Origin of the sequence: Chryseobacterium sp. MEBOG06 (assembly GCF_021869765.1) — a bacterium.
Lineage (GTDB): Bacteria > Bacteroidota > Bacteroidia > Flavobacteriales > Weeksellaceae > Chryseobacterium.
The window spans coordinates 4074812-4098023 of sequence record NZ_CP084580.1 but is presented as its reverse complement, the minus strand read 5'-3'; the positions used below and the strand labels follow the sequence as shown (position 1 = coordinate 4098023).

19 protein-coding genes are annotated in these 23212 nt (G+C 35.1%); 16 read left to right on the top strand and 3 right to left on the bottom strand.

Translation table 11 applies throughout. The features are described 5' to 3' along the window. Positions 1-166: 166 nt before the first annotated feature. From LF887_RS18720 to LF887_RS18710, 3 genes are all read right to left on the bottom strand, one after another. Entirely contained in the window at positions 167-1834 is a 1668-nt protein-coding gene (locus LF887_RS18720) for a ribonucleoside-diphosphate reductase subunit alpha (RefSeq protein ID WP_262912559.1), read from the bottom strand. A gap of 49 nt (positions 1835-1883) precedes the next feature. Continuing rightward, positions 1884-2174, bottom strand: coding sequence for a hypothetical protein (locus LF887_RS18715; RefSeq protein ID WP_236855763.1), 291 nt, complete (start codon positions 2172-2174; stop codon positions 1884-1886). Positions 2175-2271: 97 nt separating this feature from the next. Beyond that, positions 2272-3246 carry a ribonucleotide-diphosphate reductase subunit beta gene (locus LF887_RS18710; protein WP_236855762.1) on the bottom strand — a complete coding sequence of 325 codons (975 nt, stop codon included), beginning with the start codon at positions 3244-3246 and terminating at the stop codon, positions 2272-2274. A gap of 424 nt (positions 3247-3670) precedes the next feature. On the opposite strand from LF887_RS18710, the gene LF887_RS18705 reads away from it, so the two are divergent. From LF887_RS18705 to LF887_RS18630, 16 genes are all read left to right on the top strand, one after another. Continuing rightward, positions 3671-4360 (top strand): ABC transporter ATP-binding protein, encoded by a 690-nt coding sequence (locus LF887_RS18705; protein ID WP_236855761.1) that lies wholly within the window; start codon positions 3671-3673, stop codon positions 4358-4360. Between the two features lie 176 nt (positions 4361-4536). Continuing rightward, the gene (locus LF887_RS18700; protein WP_317207818.1) at positions 4537-4743 is read left to right on the top strand and encodes a four helix bundle protein; all 207 of its coding nucleotides are present in this window, start codon (positions 4537-4539) and stop codon (positions 4741-4743) included. A gap of 204 nt (positions 4744-4947) precedes the next feature. Beyond that, the gene (locus LF887_RS18695; RefSeq protein WP_236855760.1) at positions 4948-6177 is read left to right on the top strand and encodes an ABC transporter permease; all 1230 of its coding nucleotides are present in this window, start codon (positions 4948-4950) and stop codon (positions 6175-6177) included. A gap of 83 nt (positions 6178-6260) precedes the next feature. Beyond that, a complete protein-coding gene (locus LF887_RS18690; RefSeq protein WP_109738417.1) occupies positions 6261-7532 on the top strand; it encodes an ABC transporter permease in 1272 nt (423 codons plus the stop codon). 77 nt (positions 7533-7609) lie between these two features. Further along, complete coding sequence (locus LF887_RS18685) at positions 7610-8821, top strand: efflux RND transporter periplasmic adaptor subunit (protein WP_236855759.1); 1212 nt, start codon at positions 7610-7612, stop codon at positions 8819-8821. A 139-nt stretch (positions 8822-8960) separates the two neighbouring features. Next, positions 8961-10475 carry a glycosyltransferase family 39 protein gene (locus LF887_RS18680; RefSeq protein ID WP_236855758.1) on the top strand — a complete coding sequence of 505 codons (1515 nt, stop codon included), beginning with the start codon at positions 8961-8963 and terminating at the stop codon, positions 10473-10475. Positions 10476-10610: 135 nt separating this feature from the next. Then, positions 10611-11516: an NAD(P)/FAD-dependent oxidoreductase gene (locus LF887_RS18675; RefSeq protein WP_236855757.1), complete on the top strand. Its 906-nt coding sequence runs from the start codon at positions 10611-10613 to the stop codon at positions 11514-11516. 149 nt (positions 11517-11665) lie between these two features. Then, positions 11666-12931 (top strand): serine hydroxymethyltransferase, encoded by a 1266-nt coding sequence (gene glyA / locus LF887_RS18670; RefSeq protein WP_236855756.1) that lies wholly within the window; start codon positions 11666-11668, stop codon positions 12929-12931. A gap of 56 nt (positions 12932-12987) precedes the next feature. Next, positions 12988-13446: a regulatory protein RecX gene (locus tag LF887_RS18665; protein WP_236855755.1), complete on the top strand. Its 459-nt coding sequence runs from the start codon at positions 12988-12990 to the stop codon at positions 13444-13446. A 341-nt stretch (positions 13447-13787) separates the two neighbouring features. Continuing rightward, positions 13788-15716, top strand: coding sequence for a polysaccharide biosynthesis protein (locus LF887_RS18660; protein ID WP_236855754.1), 1929 nt, complete (start codon positions 13788-13790; stop codon positions 15714-15716). Positions 15717-15752: 36 nt separating this feature from the next. Further along, on the top strand, positions 15753-16571 hold the full coding sequence (locus LF887_RS18655) for a polysaccharide biosynthesis/export family protein (RefSeq protein ID WP_236855753.1): 819 nt from the start codon (positions 15753-15755) through the stop codon (positions 16569-16571). Positions 16572-16575: 4 nt separating this feature from the next. Next, complete coding sequence (locus LF887_RS18650) at positions 16576-18963, top strand: GumC family protein (RefSeq protein WP_236855752.1); 2388 nt, start codon at positions 16576-16578, stop codon at positions 18961-18963. After that, a complete protein-coding gene (locus LF887_RS18645) occupies positions 18960-20255 on the top strand; it encodes a nucleotide sugar dehydrogenase (RefSeq protein WP_236855751.1) in 1296 nt (431 codons plus the stop codon). Before LF887_RS18650 ends, LF887_RS18645 begins: the two co-directional genes overlap by 4 nt. A gap of 9 nt (positions 20256-20264) precedes the next feature. Then, positions 20265-21455, top strand: coding sequence for an L-2-hydroxyglutarate oxidase (gene lhgO, locus LF887_RS18640; protein ID WP_236855750.1), 1191 nt, complete (start codon positions 20265-20267; stop codon positions 21453-21455). Positions 21456-21481: 26 nt separating this feature from the next. Beyond that, positions 21482-22615 carry a DegT/DnrJ/EryC1/StrS family aminotransferase gene (locus LF887_RS18635; RefSeq protein ID WP_236855749.1) on the top strand — a complete coding sequence of 378 codons (1134 nt, stop codon included), beginning with the start codon at positions 21482-21484 and terminating at the stop codon, positions 22613-22615. A gap of 20 nt (positions 22616-22635) precedes the next feature. Further along, on the top strand, positions 22636-23208 hold the full coding sequence (locus LF887_RS18630) for an acyltransferase (RefSeq protein ID WP_236855748.1): 573 nt from the start codon (positions 22636-22638) through the stop codon (positions 23206-23208). Positions 23209-23212 lie beyond the last annotated feature (4 nt).

Genomic DNA, 23212 nt, shown 5'->3' with positions numbered 1-23212 from the left:
ATCAGTCTTTTATTTTACTTTATACAACTTTTTCAATGGACCCGGATTTTCTTTCCGGGTCTGTTTTTTTAATTTGAATCTTTTACAAGTCATTTATGAGATTTCATCCCCATAAAAAAGCACGCCATCCGGCGTGCTTTTTTATGAGGTATTTATTATTTGAAATTTATGCTTCGCAAGCTGAACAGGTTACAAAATTAACCATCATTTCTTTTGAAACAGAAGAACTTCTTTGATAGTAAAGTGTTTTTACACCTTTTTTCCAGGCTTCAATGTAAAGATAGTTAACATCTTTCACAGGCATTGTAGAAGGAATCTGAAGATTCAGTGACTGCGCCTGGTCGATATATTGCTGTCTCTGTGCTGCCTGGGAAATAATTTCCATAGGAGAGATTTCTTTGAAGGTTTTGAATACCGCTTTTTCTTCTTCAGTTAATTCAGTTAAATGCTGTACAGAACCATGGTTTAGCATAATCGTTCTCCATGTTTCCTCATTATCTAATCCTTTTTCTTCTAATAATTTAGCAAGGTATTTGTTCTTACGCATAAAGTTTCCTTTTGCTAAACCTGCTTTATAATAATTGGATGCAAAAGGCTCTATTCCCGGAGACGTTTGTCCTAAAATAGCAGAACTTGATGTGGTAGGAGCGATGGCCATGGTTGTCGTATTTCTCAAACCATATCCCTTTAATAATTCCGGCTCTCCATAGATGTTGGCAAGCTCTCTTGAAGCCTGCTCAGCCTGTTCTTTGATATGTTTGAAAGCTCTTGCATTGAATTGAGTCGCCTCAAAACTTTCAAACGGAATCATGTTTTTCTGTAAATAAGAATGGTATCCTAAAACTCCCAATCCAAGCGCTCTGTGACGCATAGCGAAGTTTCTTGCTCCCTGTAAATAGTAATTTCCTTCTGTTTTTTCAATAAATTCTGATAATACAGCATCTAAGAAATAGACAGCAAGTTTTACAGCATCTGTATCTTTCCATTCATCATACAATTCAAGGTTCATTGATGATAAACAGCAGATGAAAGATTCTTCTCTTGTGGAAGGAAGCATGATTTCGGAACAAAGATTACTTGCATTAACAGTCATTCCAAGGTCTTTGTAAACCTGAGGTTTGTTTCTGTTTACATTATCAGTAAAGAAAATATAAGGAAGACCTTTTTGCTGGCGGCTTTCTAAAACTCTTGCCCAGATCTTACGCTTATCCATATCACCGTCAATCATGTCCTGCATCCAGTAATCCGGCACGCAGATTCCTGTGAATAGGTTTTGGATAGGGCTTCCGATATCTTTGATAGATAAAAACTCTTCAATATCTCCGTGGTCAATGTCAAGATAAGCAGCAAAAGCTCCTCTTCTTACTCCTCCCTGAGAAACCACGTCCATTGCCGTATCAAACAATTTCATGAAAGAAACAGCGCCTGAAGATTTCCCGTTATCTGTAACTGCAGTACCTCTGTTACGAAGTTCTCCAAAATATCCTGAAGTTCCGCCTCCTATTTTTGTCTGCATAATTACTTCACCCATTTTGTGAGTAATTCCTTCAATGCTGTCTGGGATATGTACGTTGAAACATGAGATAGGAAGACCTCTCTGTGTTCCCATATTGGCCCATACCGGTGAAGAGAAACTGATCCACCCTTTGGTAATCATTTCCTTGAAAGCAGCCTGTAATTCCGGTTTATATAATTTTTTTGCCGCAGCAGTGGTGATTCTGTCGATAGCTCCGTCTACTGTTTCTCCTTTCAGCAGATATCCTCTGTTCAACATCTGCTCAGACTCTTCATTGAGCCACCATATATTTGAATTTTGTTCTTCCATAGATGCTATATTTTCGAATTCCGGAGTGAGGTTGTCACTCCGGAATTTTGTTTTATACTTATATTAGTGATTGTAAAATTTCTACTTTGTGGGAATCATTCAGCCCACTTTCATCTCTTAATCTTTGAAATTCTTCAAAAGATGGTACATTCAAAACTTCATGCTGCACGTCTTCATTGATATAGTTTGAATAATGTACAAAGGTAACACCATCTTCTTTTACAAAGACTTTATATTCAAAAGCAGACTGATCCAGATTTTTAAAATCATTCAAAAACTTTTGAATATTAACTTTATTGTCAGGAACAAATTCAGGCTTTACCGTGTAGGTTACTATTACATTGATCATCTTTACTATTTGTGCTTGCTGAATAGTCTGTCATTACTGTAAATGACATTTTTCTAATACGATGTGTTTTGACGCTCGCTTCGCTCGCGCCGTTTTATTAAAACAAATCGTTAGCTGTAATACTTTTATCGTGTTTTGTGTAATCTACAGGCCTTTTTGCAAAGAAATCGTCCATAGAGTTGGCAAAAACCTCCTCTTCAAACCATTTCATAGGGCGGTACTGCTCTGGAGAAACATTGTAACGGGTTTCCATATTGATTTTCTTTAAACTGTCATCAACACGGTACTTCATGAAGTTGAGAAGGTCTTCTCTGGAGAAAACATTTAATTCTCCCAGTTCAAAGATCCAGTCCAGAATCTCACCTTCCAATTCTATAGATTGATCTACAAGGGTATAGATGTCTTCGATATCTGAATCTGTTAACAGATCCGGCTGCTCCTCACGGATTTTATTGATTAAATAAATTCCTGCATTGGCATGAATTTGCTCATCTATGGAGGTCCAGGCAATAATATTGGAAACATTCTTCATATATCCTTTGAATCTTGTGAAGGATAGAATGATTGCAAATTGAGAGAACAGAGATACATTTTCAATTAAAATACTGAATAATAAAAGAGAAGAAACGTACTCTTTCGGTGTTGTGGAATTAGCGTGTTTAAGAACATTTGACAAGAAGTCAATTCTCTTTTTAACAGCAGGAATTTCTATTACCGACGAAAATTCTTCATTATATCCCAGCACTTCCAATAAACGGGAATAAGCTTCAGAATGACGAAATTCACATTCTGCAAAAGTAGCTCCTAAGCCGTTCAGTTCCGGTTTTGGCATGTGGTTGTATAGGTTTCCCCAGAATGTCTTTACAGACACCTCGATCTGTGCAATGGCTAAAAGCGCATTTTTCACAGCATGCTTCTCATTGGGTTCCAACTGCGAATGAAAATCCTGAACATCTGCAGTAAAATCCACTTCCGAATGTACCCAGAACGATTTGTTGATTGCCTCTACAAATTGAAGAACCTCGGGGTATTCAAATGGCTTATAACTTACTCTTTTATCAAAAATTCCCATATTAAATATCTTTATAATTAAATAATTTAGATCTCTGTGGATAACGTTCAGGAAATACTTAACTTTTTGTTTTTCTGCGTATTGTAAATAAAAGTTATTCACGGCTGCGATTTCGTATTTCTTGTAAAGAACTAGATACAAAGTTCGAAAAAAAGAACTGATTTTAAAAGAGGTAAATACTAATAGGTTGACTTTTAGCTGTAAAAGTTTTCCACATTTACATGAAACTGGCTCGAATAATAGGCTAGACCGCATTATTGGGGATAAAAGGATGTAAACGCCAAGTTACAATTAAACAAAAAAACGTAAAGTATTATAAATAAAGAGATATCCTGTTAAACAAAAAAATATTTGAATATATTTTCTTTCTTGTAACAATTTGAAAATATCATCTACTTATTGGGTATAAAACATACATCACTTAATGTTAGTAATTCAGGATTTACATAAGTCATACGATACAGGGAAAAGCAAGCTTCATGTTCTCAAGGGAATCAATCTGGATATTTCTGAGGGGGAATTTGTTTCCATTATGGGAAGTTCAGGTTCCGGGAAGTCTACGCTTCTTAATATTATTGGTATTCTGGATGAGAAAGATTCGGGAACCTATGAATTGGATGGTGTTCCTATCGAACATCTATCCGAAATAAAAGCAGCGGAGTACAGAAGTAAGTTTTTAGGATTTATTTTTCAGTCTTTCAACTTAATTAATTATAAAACGGCTTTAGAAAACGTAGCTCTTCCTTTATATTATCAGGATGTACCGAGGAAAGAACGTAATCTGAAAGCAATGGAATATCTGGAGAAAGTAGGGCTGGCACAATGGGCCAACCACCTGCCCAGTGAACTTTCGGGAGGTCAGAAACAGAGAGTAGCCATCGCAAGGGCATTAATTACCAATCCGAAAGTGGTATTGGCAGATGAGCCTACGGGAGCATTAGACTCTAAGACCACTCATGATATTATGAAGCTTCTTCAGGATATTAATAATGAGGGAAAAACAATCATTGTGGTCACCCACGAGCCGGATGTTGCTGCACAGACTAAAAGAAATGTAGTGCTGAAAGACGGAATCATTGAAAGTGATGAGTTTATTAAGCAGATTGTGTTATAAGTGAATACTGAATGGTCAATTTTGCTTCGCAAATGAATTTTACAATTGAGGAAGACAAATAATTTATAAACCACACACAAATGAATATGAAAAAAATAAAAATGTTTTTAAATCTGAACCATTATAAACTTGACGTTTATCAATCAGCCAGAGAATTAAGAATAGAATGTTAGAAGATTTTATCTAAAATTCCTGATCATGAAAAGTTTAATATAATTGACCAGATACGAAGAGCTTCTACTTCAGTGGTATTAAATATTACTGAAGGATGTTCAAGAAAATCTGAACTGGAAAGGAAAAGGTATTTTGAAATTGCCAGAGGTTCGGTTGTTGAGTTGGATTCTTGTTTTGATATCATTATAGAATGTAATTATATTAAATAGAGGAATTAAGAAAAATTGGAAACTTAATAAAAACAGCATTTATATTGTTAAGTAAAATGCTGAAAAAAGAGTAGAAATGTGAAAATTAATTAGGTTCGTAATTAAAGTCTTGTGAAGACTACATTGACAGCAAAGTTAATTGACTTCGAAGAAAATTGAGCGCGCAGCTAATTGACTTTTTTACAAAGTAAAAAAATAAAAACTATGTTTGACCTAGATCGTTGGCAGGAAATATTCAGTTCGATCCGCAGTAATGTACTTCGGACAGTTCTTTCGGGGTTTACAGTAGCTTTGGGACTGTTTATTTTCATTGTACTTTTTGGAATTGGAAAAGGGCTCCAGAATGCTTTCTCTGAAGGATTTTCAGGAGATGCTAAAAACCTGATTTCCATTACCACAGGGAAAACTACATTAGCTTATAAAGGATTGCAGTCCGATCGTACTGTTACGTTGAATAACAAGGACTATGATTTTCTTATTAATACTGATAAGAAGAATGTAGGTGCTTCAAGTCCCAGATATAATGCCAGCTTAATGGTGAAGTACGGAAAAGAAAGCGGAATTTATCAGGTACACGGAGCGGAACCAGGTGAGCAGATCATTGAAAACAGAAAGATGATTGATGGCAGATACATTACCTCCCGGGACTTGGCAGGAATGCAAAATGTTGCAGTAATTGGAAGGATGGTGCAGAGGGATTTGATTAAAAACGGAAGTCCTGTAGGAAAGGAGCTTGATATCAACGGAACAATGTTCAAGGTTATAGGCGTGTTTTCTGATGATGGAGGAGATTGGGATGAAAGACATATTACAGTACCTATTACAACTCTGCAGCAAATGAAAAAAGGTTCTGATACCGTAAGTATAGCCTATATCTCTTACAGTGACAAACTGACTCCTGAGCAGGCTATCAAATATGGAGATGAATTAAAAGATAGATTAAAATCAAGAAAAAATGTTTCTCCGGATGATGAAAATGGGGTACGGGTCTGGAACAATGCTAAGAATATGAATGATACATTCGTTTTTATGGCAGTACTTACAGCGATTGTAGGATTTATTGGATTGGGGACTTTATTGGCCGGAATTATCGGGATCAGTAACATTATGGTGTATATCGTAAAAGAAAGAACCAAAGAGATAGGAGTACGAAAAGCTATTGGTGCCAAACCAAGTGGAATTGTAGGCCTGATTGTTCAGGAAAGTGTCGTGATTACAGTGGTGTCAGGACTTGTAGGAGTTGGAGTAGGGGTTTTGACATTAAGCCTTATTGGCGATAGTCTTGAAGAGTTTTTCATTAAAAATCCAAGTGTGGGATGGGGAGCTATTTTAATGGCATTCATTGCACTGATTTTCTCAGGATTAATTGCAGGATTTGTTCCGGCGTACAGAGCTTCAAGAATCAAACCTATTGAAGCACTGAGAACAGAGTAAGGAATAGGCAAAAGGCGAAGAAAAACATCGTCGGATAAAACAAATTGATAGAATTCATAATTTATAACATATAATTCAAAAAGGTGAATATCATATTTAAAAAAGATACTTGGCAGGAGATCTATTATTCATTGAGGAATAATAAGCTCCGAACATTTCTTACCATGATTGGTGTAGGATGGGGGATGTTTTTGTATGTAAGCCTTCTTGGAGCAGCCAAAGGGATGGAGAATGGTTTTGATAAACTATTTTCAGGTTTTGCAACCAACTCAATCTTCCTGTGGGCACAGAAAACCTCTATTCCCTATGAAGGATTTCCGAAAGGAAGAGAAGTTCACCTGAAACTATCCGATATGGAAATGCTGAAAAGGAAAGTAACAGCCATAGATTATATATCACCGCAAAATGCCAGAGGAAGCTTTACCGGAACACCGGGAGAAGCCATGTCCAGGAATGGTAAAAACGGAACGTATTCACTTACAGGAGACTATTCTGTAGGAAATAAAATTTCAGAAAAGAAACTGATCTTTGGACGCTATATCAATGATGCAGACGTTTCCGGAAATAAAAATGTAGTGGTGATCGGCGAAGAAATTTATAAGAACTTTTTTGATTCCAAGAAGAAAGAAAACCCAATCGGACAGTCGATCAATATAAAAGGATTATTCTTTAATGTAATTGGAGTATTCCGCGTAAAAAAAGGAGGCGGATTTGAAAATGACCAGACCGCTTTTATTCCACTTTCTACTTATACGAAAGTGTATAATGCGGGAGATCAGATTGACATGTTCGCTATTGTAAGTAAGCCCAATGCCAATGTGAATTCGGTAGAAGAAGATGTAAAGCAGGTTTTGAAAACAAAGAACAAAGTTTCACCTGAAGATACTAATGCCTTCGGTAGTTTCAATTTGGGGAAAGAATTTAAAAAACTTACAGGCTTCCTTACGGGAATGCAGCTCTTAACCATTATAGTAGGAACATTGACGATCCTTGCGGGTGTAATTGCTATTTCCAATATCCTGTTGATTACCGTAAAGGAAAGAACCAAGGAGATTGGAATCAGAAGAGCATTGGGGGCAAAGCCGGCTGAAGTACGAAATCAGATTTTGCTGGAAAGTGTTGTGATCACTCTTTCCTCGGGATTATTAGGCTTTATGTTCGGAATCTTTGTGCTGATGATATTAAATGCGGTCACACAAGGACAGGATTCATTCCCTTTTTATAATCCGACGGTCAACTATGGGAATGTATTTGCAGCGATGGCGGTAATGGTGATTTTGGGACTGATTATTGGAATGATCCCTGCTCAAAGAGCGGTGAAAATCAGACCTATTGAAGCGTTAAGAACAGAATAATAGAGTAGCAAACGAAGTAAAAAGCAAATCTGTAAATAAGCAGATTCACGAATAAAAATAAAAAATAAACTATACATATGAAAAAGAAATTCACTTGGAAAAAAGCCATTTATATAGTGTTGGGGCTTTTCTTTGCAGTGGCATTGTTCTCAGGGATTAGCTATCTTGTCAAATCAAACTCTAAAGAAGGAGAGGCTTTTCTTACCCGTAAACCTACTGTTCAGAATATGGACGATAAGGTAATGGCTACGGGGAAAATTGTTCCCAAAGAAGAAATTGAAATTAAACCCAATATTGCCGGGATCATAGATAAAATCTTAGTAAAAGAAGGAGATAAGGTAGAAGTGGGGCAACTGATTGCTACCGTAAAAATTGTTCCAAGTATCTCTGAAGTGAATGCTGCACAGCAGGAAGTTCAAAATGCACAGATTCAGATCAGTAATGCACAGATGAATGTAGGGAATATGCAGAAGCAGTTTGAAATGCAAGATAAATTGTACAAACAGGGAGTAGCTTCCAAACAGGAGTTCCTGAATTCTCAGCAGCAACTGTTTTCTCAACAGCAAACTCTTAAAAATTCTCAGCAGCAATTGAATACTGCTCAGAAAAGATTACAAATCGCTAAGACAGGAGCAACTCCTGAACTTCAAGGGCAGGGATTAGCTACCACCGAGATCCGTTCCAAAGCTTCGGGTACCGTACTGGAAGTTCCTGTAAAAGCCGGAAGTCAGGTGATTGAAGCGAATAACTTTAATGCGGGTACAACCATTTGTTCAGTGGCAGATTTAAACTCTTTGATTTTTAAAGGAGAAATTGATGAAGCGCAAGCCGGAAAATTAAGTCAGGGTATGGACATGAATATTGTAATCGGTGCTTTACAAAATAAAACTTTCCCTGGGAAGCTGACGATGATCGCTCCAAAAGGAAAAGATAATGCCGGAACTATTAAATTCCCGGTTGAAGGAAACGTATACAATCCTAATAATGAATATATCAGAGCTGGTTTCTCTGCAAACGGAGAAATTGTTTTGAGCTCTCAGAAAAATGCTTTATTGCTGGACGAGTCTTTAGTGCAGTATGAAAAGAAACAAGGAAAAGATGTTCCTTATGCAGAAGTAAAGCAAAAAGACGGAAAGTTTAAAAAAGTATATCTGAAACTTGGAGCAAGTGATGGTATTAATGTTCAGGTTCTTCCTGGATCTGATATTACAAAAGACTCTGAAGTGAAAGTATGGAACCCGTCTGATAAAGACAAAGAAGAATTAAAAGAAAAGTCAAAAGCAAAATAATAAACTGACCCTATAAATTTTAAACTGTTCAATCCCGAAGATTTTTTCTTTGGGATTTTTTTTATTGATAAAATAAAGTGTAAATATGTAACGAAAATGAAATTTGAACTGTCTTATCTTTAAATTAAAACCAGTAAATATGAAAAAAGACCGTCTGATACTTTTTCTTTTTATCGTAGCAAAATTTATTCTTCAGTATTCGTTGATCAATCCGGAATATGAATTGCAACGGGATGAATATTTACATCTTGATCAGGCGAATCATTTGGCATGGGGGTATTTGTCTGTTCCGCCTGTCAGTTCCTGGATTGCCTTTTTGATAAAAGTATTGGGTAATTCTGAATTTTGGGTTAAATTTTTTCCGGCTTTATTCGGAGCCTTAACAATGGTTGTCGTCTGGAGGACTATTGAAGCACTGAAAGGTAGTCTCTTTGCGCTTGTGCTAGCTTCTTCAGGACTGCTGTTTTCAACGTTACTTCGCCTAAATATGCTGTTTCAGCCCAATTCGCTGGATATATTTTTTTGGACCCTCTTTTTTTATATTCTGATACAATATGTAAATACAGAAAAAATAAAATGGCTTTACTGGGGCGGACTTGTTTTTGGGATCGGAATTTTAAGCAAATATAATATTGCATTTCTTGCATTAGGTTTCGTTCCTGCACTTTTGATGACAAAGCAAAGGAAAGTTTTTGCCAATCCTCATTTATATGGTGCTGCATTGTTAGCTTTTATCATTATTTTACCCAATCTTCTTTGGCAGTATAACAATGGCTTTCCGGTTATCCACCATATGAAGGAGCTTGCTGAAACTCAATTGGTCAATGTAAGCAGATTTGATTTTTTCAAATCTCAGCTTCTTTTCTTTATAGGCGTAACTTTTGTGATTCTTTTTGGTTTTTATGCCCTGTTGTTTTACAAGCCATTTGAAAAATTTAGTTTTTTCTTCTGGGGATATGTTATAACGATTGGATTATTTGTCTTTTTTAAAGCGAAAAACTACTATGCAATCGGCCTTTATCCTATTTATATAGGTTTTGGCTCTGTTTATCTTGGGTATCTTCTTAAGAGTGGATGGAAGCGTTTTCTTAAACCGGTTTGCCTTCTGCATCCGTTAATTTTGTTTATTCCTATCTATAATGTTGCATTTCCCAATAAAAGTCCGGAATTTATTGCGAGCCATCCGGAAGTGTATTCCAAATTTGGAGATTTGCGCTGGGAAGACGGAAAAGACCATTCCTTACCCCAGGACTTTGCTGATATGCTGGGCTGGAAGGAGCTTGCTCAAAAAGTAGATCATGAATATGCTGGCTTATCAAAAACGGGAAATACTCTGGTACTTTGTGATAATTACGGACAGGCTGGAGCAATCAACTATTACTCAACCAAAGGCATAAAAGCAGTTTCGTTCAATGCAGATTATATCAATTGGTTTGATTTAAGTAAAAAGTATAAAAACCTTATCAGGGTGAAAGACCGCCCCGAAGACGAACTTCAAAAAACAGGATCTTTTTTTGAACATTCTAAGGTAGCAGGTTTTGTCACCAACAAGTATGCAAGAGAAAAAGGAACTGTAATTTTCAGCTTTGAAGGGGGGAAAATAGATATACGAAAAAGGCTGCAGGATGAAATGATAAAAGTTAAAAGCAGATAATATAAAAATAATTTTAAATACAAAATAGAAAATCACTATTGCAATTTAGTTGCAATAGTGATTTTTGTTTTAACTTTGCATTATCAATTATCAATTATCAATTATCAATTATCAATTATCAATTATCAAAAAACTATGGAAAATAAAAACTTTGATGTCATCATTATAGGAGGCAGCTATGCAGGATTATCTGCAGGCATGGCCCTGGGGAGATCCTTAAGAAATGTTTTAATTATTAATGACGGAAAACCTTGTAACAGGCAGACTCCATATTCACATAATTTTATTACCCATGATGGGAAAACACCAAAAGAAATCGGAGAACTTGCCAAGAAAGATGTTGAAAAATATGATACTGTTCAGTTTTATGACGGAACAGTTATCAAAGCAGTGAAAAAAGCAGCAGATTTTGAGGTAGAAACATTGTCCGGTGAAAAGTTGTACTCAAAAAAAATAATCCTTGCCTCCGGAATTAAAGATTTATTTCCTGATATTCCCGGATTTGCCGAATGTTGGGGAATCTCTGTATTGCACTGTCCTTACTGTCATGGTTATGAAGTGAAAAATGAAGTGACAGGTATTCTTTCCAATGGAGAGATGGCTTTTGAATTTTCAAAGCTGATCTTTAACATGACTAAAAATCTTACCTTGTTTACTAACGGAAAGGCATCTTTAACCAGTGAGCAGATTGAAAAACTGAATCAGAATAAGATCAATCTTAACGAAGATGAAATTGAAAGAATTGAACACGAAAATGGCAATATTCAGAAAGTAATTTTTAAGAACGGAAACTCTGTTTCATTGAAAGTACTATATGCTAAAGTTCCTTTTGAACAAAACTTCAATGCATTGGAGAATTTAGGTTGTGAACTTACGGAGCAGGGGTTTATTAAAGCAGATGCTATGCAGAAAACATCAGTTTCAGGTGTTTTTGCCTGTGGTGATAATGTGACGATGATGAGGTCGGTAGCTAATGCTGTTGCACAAGGGAATTTTGCAGGAGCTATTGTAAATAAAGAGCTTTCAGACAAAGCCTTTTAAAATTCTTTTTAGTGAAAAAAGGTTAATAAATTATTGAATTTACTTTTTATCTTTCCGCCGTATTGTGTTAAAAAATCATTTTTTCATATTATAATCTCACCGAAAATTCCGTACATTTGGGGAGGAAAATTTCAAAAACTAAAAGTAAAATGGATATTATTTTCGACCTGATTGAAAAGGAAAAACAAAGACAGTCTCATGGATTAGAACTTATCGCATCAGAAAATTTTGTTTCTGAAAACGTGATGAAAGCAATGGGAAGTGTACTGACAAACAAATATGCTGAAGGATATCCCGGAAAAAGATATTACGGAGGATGTGAAGTAGTAGATGAGGTTGAAACATTGGCTATCAACAGAGCAAAAGAACTTTTCGGAGTAGATTATGTTAACGTTCAGCCACATTCCGGTTCTCAGGCGAATGCTGCCATTTATCTTGCTGTTTTGAAGCCAGGAGATAAAATCATGGGGATGGACCTTTCTATGGGAGGACACCTTACTCACGGTTCTGCTGTAAATTTCTCAGGTATTCAATACCAGGTAGTTTCTTACGGAGTAGAGAGAGAAACAGGTCTTATAGATTACGATCAGATGAGAGAAGTTGCCTTGAGAGAAAGACCGAAAATGTTAATCGCAGGCTTTTCTGCCTATTCAAGAGATCTTGATTATGCCAAATTCCGAGAAGTTGCTGACGAGATCGGAGCAACTCTTTGGGCAGATATTGCACACCCCGCAGGTTTAGTTGCAAAAGGATTGCTTAACTCTCCATTTGAACATTGCCATGTTGTGACTACCACTACCCACAAGACTTTGAGAGGTCCAAGAGGAGGTATGATCATGATGGGTAAAGATTTTGAAAATACATATGGACACAAAACTCCAAAAGGTGATATCAAAATGATGAGCCAGGTATTAGACGGAGCTGTATTCCCGGGAATTCAGGGTGGACCATTAGAGCATGTAATTGCTGGTAAGGCAATCGCTTTCGGTGAAGCATTGGACATCCAGTTTGAAACTTATGCAAAACAGGTTAAGGCAAATGCCCAGGCATTATCAAAAGCAATGATCGACAGAGGTTTTGACATTGTAAGCGGAGGTACAGACAATCACCTGATGTTGGTAGACCTTAGAAATAAAGGTGTTAATGGTAAAGAAACAGAAAAAGCATTAGTGCTTGCTGATATTACCTGCAACAAGAATATGGTTCCTTTTGATGATAAATCACCATTCACTACATCCGGTATCAGATTGGGAACAGCAGCTATTACAACAAGAGGACTTAAAGAAAATGATATGGATACTATTGCAGGGCTGATCTCTGAGGTGGTAGATAATATCAAAAATGAAGAAGTTCTCGCATCTGTAAGAAAAAATGTTAACGAATTAATGGAAGGTAAAGCTCTGTTCAATTATTAACAGACATTACCATATTATATAAAGAATGGGCACCTGCTCATTCTTTTTTTATACAAATGGAAAAGAAATCTTTTACTTTTGAAGAAATCAGGCAGAAGGTAGTCAATTATTGTGTTTACCAGGATCGCTGCCATGCAGAAGTAGAACAGAAGATGAGAGAGTTTCTGCTTATCAACGAGGCAAAAGAAGAAATCATCCTGTATCTGCTGAAGGAAAATTATTTAAATGAAGAACGGTTTACCCGAAGCTACATCAGAGGTAAATTTTATATCAAGCATTGGGGGAAAAATAAAATTAAAATGAATCTGAAGCAAAAACAAATCTCCGAAAGGCTGATGAATTCATGTTTTGATGAGATTGATGACTCAGATTATGAAAAAACAATCAGAAAAATTTTTGAAGATTATTATTCCAGACAGACAGGGTTGAAAGAATATCAAAAAAAAACCAAAACCATAAAGTATTTAATGAGTAAAGGTTTTGAATATGAAAAAATAAATGATATTTTTGAATAAATTTTAGAAGTAAAAAAATCACGATAATAATATCACTGTATTGAAATGAATTGATCAATAGATGCTTAATGATTACTTTTTTGAATACGATAATTAAAATGAAAGCTTTTCACTAATAAATATCACTCTTTAAAGACTTTTTGTGGTATGATTTTTGTCGGTGAATTTTACTTATTAAGTGAAATTATTGAATTTCGTAAAGAAACCATCAAATTTATTTTTTGATTTCAACGTATTGAGATAAATTTATTTTATTTTTGTATGATTGTATCGAAATTATCTCCGATGGACGGGTTGATTAGATATTATATTTTAATTAAATATGGACACAAATAAAGACAATGTATAATTCTCTTAGGAAAAAAATATTTGGAGGGGATAATGTTGTCAATCTCTCAGACGTAAGATATCTTCCTAGATGGATAATACTTGTAATAGATATTATTATTCTGGTAATATCTCTATTTCTTACCACTTATATTATCGAAAAAATTACAAAACAGGAATTTATCTATCATGATGATAAAAGCATAGTATTTGTCTTTATCATTGTAGTGAATGTTGCCTTTATGTATATTTTTAAAACTTATGCAGGGATCATTCGGCATTCTACATTCATAGATCTGTTTAAGCTTCTTATCTCTTGTTTCAGCACAATGGTGGCTGTTGGAACTATAAATATGCTTTATTTCTGGACTACCGGAGGTAAATTTATCCTTACACCTTATTTGATTTTATATTTTATAATCTCGTTTATGGGGCTTTTTCTTTTCAGGCTTTATGTGAAAGAGTTTTTTCATGTAGTAAGAGAATACAGGAGAAGTGCACTGAAAAAAAGGATACTGGTTCTAGGTATTGATGAACAGTCAATTGCTATTGCAAGAGCCATTCTTGATAATCCAAGCTTACCTTATCAGGTTGTTGGTTTTTTAACCCAAAGAACAGATTCAAAAAGGGCTTCTTTACTTGGAAAGCCTATTTACGAAAAGAAAAAAATTGAAGAAAACACAAAAGAAGACCTTATTATTGATGGTGTTCTTATTGTCAAAGAAATGATGGCTAAAGATGAAGTTAACTCTTGGGTGAATTTATTTTTAGAAAAAGATCTAAATGTCTTCAAAGCACCTTCTGTACAGAAATTAAGAGATAGTGATGTAGGAGGGTCTATCAGAAGTCTTCAGATCGAAGATTTACTGAACAGAAAGCCCATTAAAATTCAAAATGAGAAAGTAAGAAGCAGGCATTTCGATAAAGCAGTACTCGTAACCGGAGGAGCTGGATCTATAGGGAGTGAAATTGTAAGGCAGGTAGCGCTTTTTAAGCCATCACTAATTGTTGTTTTAGACCAGGCTGAAACACCGCTTTATGACATTGAACTTGAAATGAGAGAAAAATTCCCTCATATCGTTTTCAAGTTTGTCTTGGGAGATGTTTCAAACCAACATAGAATGGAGCCTTTATTCCAAACGTATAACTTCTCAATGGTATATCATGCGGCCGCTTATAAACATGTACCATTGGTTGAAGAAAATCCTCACGAAGCTATTTTTGTTAATATACTGGGGTCCAAAATTATTGCAAGACTATCCAGTAAATATAAAGTGAACAGATTCGTTATGGTATCTACAGATAAAGCTGTGAATCCCACTAACGTTATGGGCGCCTCAAAACGTGCCGCCGAACTTTTTGTACAGTCACTTCAGAATGTGGAAGGTAACGTTACTAAATTTATTACAACAAGATTTGGAAATGTATTAGGTTCTAACGGCTCTGTTATTCCTCATTTTAAAAAACAGATTGAAGCAGGTGGACCGGTGACGATTACCCATCCGGATATTGTGAGATACTTCATGACAATTCCTGAAGCCTGTGAACTGGTTCTTCAGGCCGGTACAATGGGAGAAGGTGGAGAGATTTTTGTTTTTGATATGGGAGAACCTGTTAAAATTCTCGATCTTGCGAGAAGAATGATAAAATTATCAGGATTCGAACCGAATATTGATATAAAAATCATCTATACGGGATTGCGACCAGGTGAAAAACTATATGAAGAACTCTTAAGTGATGATGCAAAAACACTTCCTACTCACAATGAGAAAATAATGATCTCTAAAGATCCTTCTATGGGATTTGAAGAAATAGATATGCTTACTAAACGAATTACAAAAGCTTCTTTAAGAAGGGATAAAGTAGAGGTAGTAAGAATCCTTAAAACAATAGTGCCGGAATTTAAAAGCAATAATTCTATATTTGAAGCACTAGATAAATAAGAGGAATATAAATGTATATTTGTACAATTTAAAAATATGAAAGGGAAAATATTAGCTATATCATTAGGTATTTTATTAGTTTCTTGTAAGACAAATAAGAATGCGCAAAATGATTTAAATTATATGCAGAATATAGAGCAGGTGGCTATAGATGCTTCTGTGAAAAATTCTGGAAACACAATACAGGTTGGAGATCAGCTTATTATTCTGATTACAGCAAAAGACATGGATGTTGTAAAACCATTCAACCAAAATTATTCCTCATCCGAAACAATACAACCTAATGGTGCTGCAGGAGGAAATACTCCAGGACAGGGAACCACCAATATTTCGGGACCTACATATATTGTGGATGCTGATGGCAATATCGACTTTCCTATTTTAGGCCAACTAAACACAACGAATAAATCTCTTGTTGATTTTAAGAGTGAGCTTCGTGAAAAATTAACAAAGTATATTATTAGCCCAACTGTAAACGTAAGACTTGCTAATTTTAAGGTTACAGTACTGGGTGAAGTTAACAGACAAGGAGATTATACCATATCAAACGGGAAAGCAACGATCTTAAATGCTCTTGGATTAGCAGGTGACCTTACGATGTATGGAAAAAGAGATGATATATTAATTATAAGGTCTGAGAATGGCCAGATCACTCACGGAAAAGTAAATCTGCACGATGCCAATCTCATTAATTCACCTTATTATAATTTGAAACAAGGGGATGCAATCGTTGTAGCATCTAATAAATCAAGAAGTATTGCGGCGAAACAAAACCCCAATACAGGTATTTATTTAACAGCAATTTCAATTGGTATTACGGCAATCGCGGTAGTAATAAGTCTATTCAAGAAATAAATTAATGAACAATCAGGAATCTACTCAATTTTCTCAAACAGAAGATCAATTTAATATTAACGAGATTATAAAACCATATGTAAAAAGATGGCCATGGTTTGTGGTTTCAGCTCTTTTATTTGTAGTTGCAGCATATATTGCTTTTAAATTTATGACTCCTGTTTACAATATAAAGACTACAATTTTAATTAAAGATACTAAAAATGCCCCTACAGCAAGCACTGATGCCAGTGTCCTGCAGGATCTATCAGGCTTTGGAGGGATGAAAACCAACAGTATCGAAAATGAAATTGAAATTCTCAAGTCCAAAAGACTAATGAGAGATGTTGTAATTACTAAAAATCTTCAGGTTGATATTTTTGCTAAGGGAAAAATTATTAAAAAAGAATTATATAAGAATACTTCTCCTATAATTGTAAAAATAATTAATGAAAAGCCTCTTGCAAAATTTCCAGGTAAACCCTTAGCTGTTTCTATAAACGGGAATGAAATTAATATTACTTCAGATGAGTTAGGAAAAGGAATTGTTTCTGGTTTCGGAAAAACAATAAGTCTGCCCTTTGCAAATATTATTATTGTTAAAAATAACCAATTTAATCCAAATGAAATTAAAGATGTCAACACTCGTGATTTAGAGGTTTTTATTTCACCGATAGAAGCAAAAGTTAACAGTTTACAAAAACAGGTGGGTATTGGAGTTGTAAACAAAGAAACTACTGTGGTAGGACTTGAAATCAACTATCCTGAGACAAACAAAGCAGCAGATATTTTGAATACATTAGTGGTAATGTACAATAACGATGCGATTACAGATAAAAATCAGGAATCCAAAAAAACCTTGGACTTCATTGAAGACAGAGTAAAAAAGCTTTCTGTGGAGCTTGGCCAGGTAGAAAATGAAAAAGAAAACTTTAAATCAAGAAATAATTTAACAGATCTTGAAACAGAGGCAAAAATTAACTTACAGAGTTCTGCTGCTGCGAGAGCTAAGCAGTTAGAGGTAAATGCTCAGTTAGAGCTTACAAATTCATTGCTGAATTTCGTTTCTAAACAAGGTCAGTACCAGGTTTTACCGGCCAATGTAGGTCTTAATAATTCAGAAGCAGTCGCTGGAATAGTAAATTATAATCAATTAATATTACAGAGAAATAGATTGCTGGAATCTGCTACACCGGAAAACCCGGCAGTTGTGGATGTTACAAAACAAATTGGTTCTTTACGTACTTCAATTGTTCAAAGCTTACAGAAAAACCAAACCGGATTGGAGCTTGCCAGAGGGGAATATTTAGGAGAACAAAATAAAGTTTCTGAAAAAATTTCTAAACTTCCTTCAATCGAGAAAATGTTTAGAGGTATTGAAAGACAACAACAAATAAAAGAAAACTTATACTTACTATTACTGCAAAAAAGAGAAGAGACAGCTATTGCACAATCTATTACAGCTCCGAAAGCTAAAGTTATAGATACAGCATATTCATCGCAAAGTCCTGTCGCTCCTAAGAAAATGCTAATTATGTTAGCTGCATTTATTATTGGATTTTTAATCCCTATTGCTATTATATACTTAAAGGATCTATTTAATAATAAAATTACAACTAAGCATGATTTGGAAAAACTTATTCATGCACCTGTAATAGCAGAATTACCAAGTATCGAGAAAGGAGATTCTGAAATTGTGAAGACAAATGATATTACACCAATGGCAGAGGCATTTAGAATTCTTATTACGAATATGAATTTTATGCTTCCGAAGGACAAAAAGGGTAAAATCGTATTTGTTACATCTACAGTGAAAGGAGAAGGAAAGACTTTTGCTTCTGTTAACCTGGCCCTGACGCTTGCTAATCCTAAGAAGAAAGTGATCATCATAGGTTCTGATATCAGAAACCCTCAGTTACAAAGATATAATCCTTCCAGAAAGGGACTTACAGGGCTTACCGAATTTTTATATTCTGATAATATTGGACTTGAAGAAATTATTCATGTATCATCTTTTAATCCCCATTTGGATGTTATCTATTCAGGAATGATTCCTCCTAATCCAACAGAATTATTATCTGGCGGCCGATATGAAGTACTATTGGAAGAACTTAAAGGAATGTATGACTATATTATTCTAGATACAGCACCGTTGCTTCTAGTTACTGACACCTTCCTTATTGCTGATAATGCAGATGTTACGATCTATGTATCAAGATCCAGATATACAGAAAAATCGTTAATGGAATTTGCTAATATTAATATAGATCAGAAGAAGATTCGTAATGTTGGTTTTGTCCTTAACGATGTTAATAGAGAAAATTTAGGATATAGTAACAAATATGGTTATGGATACAATAACCACGTTGAAAAATCATGGTTTCAAAAAATAAAAAATAAATTTAGCGAATGATGAAAACATATAAAATAGCAGTTATTGGGCAAGGCTATGTAGGACTTCCTTTATCATTAGAATTTGCAGCTCATTACTCTGTATTAGGATTCGATATCAATGGGCAGCGTGTGAATCAGCTTAATGAAGGACAAGATATCACACTGGAAGCAGATATAGAAAAGCTTAATGATGGCTTAAAAAAATATAATGAATCTAATGGATCTGTAGGATATAAAGCTACAAGCGAATTGTCTGATATTGCTGAGGCTAATATTTTTATTGTAACAGTTCCTACACCAATAGATAAATATAACGCTCCAGATCTTAATCCGTTGATTTCTGCTTCAAAAATGTTGGGAAAAATTATAAAAAAGGGAGATATCGTAATTTATGAATCTACCGTTTTCCCAGGTTGTACAGAAGAAGAATGTGTGCCGGTTTTGGAAAAATATTCAGGATTAAAATATAATGAGGACTTTTTTGTAGGATACTCTCCGGAAAGAATTAACCCGGGAGATAAAGTCAACACACTTACAAGTGTAAAAAAAGTAACTTCTGGTTCCACAGAAGAAATTGCTGAAGAAGTAGACCTTCTGTATAAAAAAATTATTACCGCAGGAACCCATAAAGCTTCAAGCCTTAAAGTTGCTGAAGCTTCAAAAGCAATCGAAAATGCACAACGCGATGTTAATATTTCTTTTGTAAATGAACTGGCACTGATTTTTGACAGAATAGGGATTGATACAAACGATGTTTTAGAAGCTGCCGGCACAAAATATAACTTCTTAAAATATAAACCGGGACTTGTTGGAGGGCACTGTATTTCCGTGGATCCTTATTACTTAGCCCATAAAGCAGAACAATTAGGTTACCATCCGGATGTGATTTTATCAGGACGTCGTGTAAATGATTCAATTGCAAAATTCATAGCAGCAAAAGTGGTGAAACTTATGATTGCTAAAGGTGGAATTATTAAAGATTCACAAGCATTAATTTTGGGAGTTACATTTAAGGAAAACTGTCCAGATGTAAGAAATACCAAAGTAGTAGATATTTACACGGAGCTTTCGGATTATGGAGTTAATGTAGATATTTATGACCCTTGGGCTAGCAAAGAAGAAGTAAAACATGAATATGGAATAGACATCTTAGATGAGCTTATTGAAGGTAAGAAATATGACTCTTTGATTATAGCCGTTTCACATAATGAATTCCTTCAAATGGATCTCAATACTTTGAAGAAAGAAAATTCAGTTGTTTTTGATACTAAAGCCTGTTTAGACAGAGATTTGGTAGATGCCAGATTATAAAGATTTACAATGAACTATGATATCATAATTGTTGGAGCCGGTTTAGTAGGACTGGCTACTGCATATCAATTAAAACTTAAAAATCCAGAGTCTAAGATCTTGGTTTTAGAAAAAGAAAATGATGTATCACTACATCAGTCCGGACATAACAGTGGAGTGATTCATAGTGGGATATATTACAAACCAGGTAGTTTAAAAGCGAAAAATTGTATAGAAGGTTATAATTCTGTGATCAATTTTGCTAAAGAACATGGTATTCGCTATGATCTATGTGGAAAAATCATTGTGGCCACTTCGCAGGAAGAATTACCACTTTTAGATAATATTTACAAAAGAGGAGTAGAAAACGGACTTCAGGATCTGAAATATCTTTCAAGGGAGGAATTTCGTGAAATTGAACCTCACTGTGAAGGAGTTAAAGCAATTAAAGTTCCGCAGACAGGTATTATAGACTATCCGGGGGTTGCAAAAAAAATTAAGGAGCTCTTTGAAGAATTAGGAGGAGAAGTTAAATTCAATAACGAAGTTAGAAATATTATAAACAACAACTCTGAAATTGTTGTTAAAACTCAGATTTCTGAATTCAAAACAAAGAAACTAATTTCTTGTGCAGGGCTGTATTCTGATAAGATTACAAAAATGACCAATGAAAAGAATGATGTCATTATCATTCCTTTCCGTGGTGAATATTATAAAATAAAGGATGAAAAGAAGCATTTGGTAAAACATCTTATTTATCCCGTTCCTGATCCGAGTTTTCCATTTCTGGGCGTCCATTTTACAAGAATGATTGACGGAAATATTGAAGCTGGTCCTAATGCTGTATTAGCTTTCAAAAAAGAAGGATACAAGTTCTTTGATTTCAATCTTGAAGAAACCATGCAGACATTAATGTGGCCCGGATTCAGAAAGATTGTTGCCAAATACGGTAAAACAGGATTAGGAGAAGTTCATCGTTCGTTATCAAAATCTGCATTTACAAAAGCGCTTCAAAAACTTATGCCTGAAATTCAAGAGTCTGACCTTGTACCAGGAGGTTCAGGAGTTAGGGCACAAGCTTGTGACAGAAATGGTGGATTGATTGATGATTTTGACATTGTGAAAAATGGAAATATCATTCATGTGAGAAATGCTCCATCACCAGCAGCCACATCTTGCCTCTCCATCGGGAATAAGATAAGCGAGCTAATTGAAAACTAACATCGAAGACTAAATATAAATTTCATATGAAAATTCAAATGGTTGATCTAAAAGGTCAATACGAAAAAATAAAACATGAAGTAAATGCAGGAATTCAGGACTGTCTGGACAACACTGCGTTTATCAATGGCCCTGCGGTAAAAGACTTTCAGCTGAATTTTGAAAAATACCTGAATGTAAAACATGTCATCCCGTGCGCAAACGGAACAGATGCCTTGCAGATTGCGATGATGGCACTGGATTTAAAGCCTGGAGACGAAGTAATTTGCCCGGCTTTTACTTATGTAGCTACTGCTGAAGTGATAGGCCTTTTAGGCTTAAAGCCAATCATGGTAGATGTAGATGAACATACTTTCAATATTGAATTGGAAGGACTTGAAAAATATCTTACTCCAAATACTAAAGCCATCGTTCCCGTACATTTATATGGACAAGGAGCTGATATGGAAAGAATTCTTGAATTTGCAGAAAAACATAATCTTTTTGTTATTGAAGATAATGCTCAGGCAATCGGATCTGATTATACATTTACAGATGGAACAGTTAAAAAAACCGGAACCATCGGACATATAGGATGTACATCTTTTTTTCCATCCAAAAACCTGGGCTGTTATGGTGATGGAGGAGCTTTAATGACGAATGATGATGATCTGGCAATGAAGATAAGAATGATTGCCAACCACGGCCAACAAAAAAAATATTATCATAAAGTTCTGGGATGTAATTCCAGATTAGATACCATTCAGGCTGCAGTTTTAAAAGTGAAATTAAAGCACCTTGATGAATACTCTACAGCCAGAAATAAAATGGCAGCATATTATGATGATAACTTACAATCTGTTGCAGAAATTCAAATTCCGCAAAGAGCAAAAAATTCAACACATGTTTTTCATCAGTATACATTAAGGGTAAAGAGCGGAAGAAGAGACGAATTACAACAATATTTGGGTGAAAAGAATATTCCAAGTATGATTTATTACCCTCTGCCGTTATATAAGCAGGAAGCTTTTGCACAGTATGTAGAACCTAATTTTATATTACCCGTTACAGAACTCCTTTGTTCAGAAGTGATTTCTCTCCCTGTTCATACAGAATTTAATCAGGAAGATGCAGATTTTATTATCTCAGAAATCAAGAATTTTTTTAATAAAAATAAGTAATCAACTATAAAAGAATAAATATGTCGGATTTTTTTGCACACGAAACGGCAGTTATTGATGAAGGCTGTAATATAGGAGCCGGAACAAAAATTTGGCACTTTTCTCACATTATGCCAAATTGTACTTTGGGAGAAAAATGTAATATTGGCCAAAATGTGGTCGTTTCACCAGGTGTCATTTTAGGAAAAAATGTAAAAGTTCAGAACAATGTTTCTATATATGAAGGAGTAACTTGTGATGATGATGTATTTCTTGGCCCTTCAATGGTTTTTACTAATGTTATTAATCCTAGAAGTGCTGTTAACCGAAAAAGTGAATATCTTAAAACACATGTTGGGACAGGAGCGTCAATTGGGGCTAACGCAACAATAGTCTGTGGTCATAACATTGGAAAGTTTGCTTTTATCGGAGCTGGAGCTGTGGTTACAAAAGAAGTTCCCGATTATGCGTTAGTGGTAGGAAACCCTGCAAAACAAATAGGATGGATGAGCGAATTCGGACATCGTCTGAATTTTGATGGAGAAGGAATTGCTGTATGTGAAGAAAGCGGTGAAAAATATAAATTAGATAGTAATCAAGTTTCAAAAATTTAATATA

Coding starts and splice junctions, on each gene's coding strand:
- LF887_RS18715 (WP_236855763.1), bottom strand. CDS start 2,174: ATGATCAATGTAATAGTAACCTACACGGTAAAGCCTGAATTTGTTCCT.
- LF887_RS18710 (WP_236855762.1), bottom strand. CDS start 3,246: ATGGGAATTTTTGATAAAAGAGTAAGTTATAAGCCATTTGAATACCCC.
- LF887_RS18705 (WP_236855761.1), top strand. CDS start 3,671: ATGTTAGTAATTCAGGATTTACATAAGTCATACGATACAGGGAAAAGC.
- LF887_RS18695 (WP_236855760.1), top strand. CDS start 4,948: ATGTTTGACCTAGATCGTTGGCAGGAAATATTCAGTTCGATCCGCAGT.
- LF887_RS18685 (WP_236855759.1), top strand. CDS start 7,610: ATGAAAAAGAAATTCACTTGGAAAAAAGCCATTTATATAGTGTTGGGG.
- LF887_RS18680 (WP_236855758.1), top strand. CDS start 8,961: ATGAAAAAAGACCGTCTGATACTTTTTCTTTTTATCGTAGCAAAATTT.
- LF887_RS18675 (WP_236855757.1), top strand. CDS start 10,611: ATGGAAAATAAAAACTTTGATGTCATCATTATAGGAGGCAGCTATGCA.
- glyA (WP_236855756.1), top strand. CDS start 11,666: ATGGATATTATTTTCGACCTGATTGAAAAGGAAAAACAAAGACAGTCT.
- LF887_RS18665 (WP_236855755.1), top strand. CDS start 12,988: ATGGAAAAGAAATCTTTTACTTTTGAAGAAATCAGGCAGAAGGTAGTC.
- LF887_RS18660 (WP_236855754.1), top strand. CDS start 13,788: ATGTATAATTCTCTTAGGAAAAAAATATTTGGAGGGGATAATGTTGTC.
- LF887_RS18655 (WP_236855753.1), top strand. CDS start 15,753: ATGAAAGGGAAAATATTAGCTATATCATTAGGTATTTTATTAGTTTCT.
- LF887_RS18650 (WP_236855752.1), top strand. CDS start 16,576: ATGAACAATCAGGAATCTACTCAATTTTCTCAAACAGAAGATCAATTT.
- LF887_RS18645 (WP_236855751.1), top strand. CDS start 18,960: ATGATGAAAACATATAAAATAGCAGTTATTGGGCAAGGCTATGTAGGA.
- lhgO (WP_236855750.1), top strand. CDS start 20,265: ATGAACTATGATATCATAATTGTTGGAGCCGGTTTAGTAGGACTGGCT.
- LF887_RS18635 (WP_236855749.1), top strand. CDS start 21,482: ATGAAAATTCAAATGGTTGATCTAAAAGGTCAATACGAAAAAATAAAA.
- LF887_RS18630 (WP_236855748.1), top strand. CDS start 22,636: ATGTCGGATTTTTTTGCACACGAAACGGCAGTTATTGATGAAGGCTGT.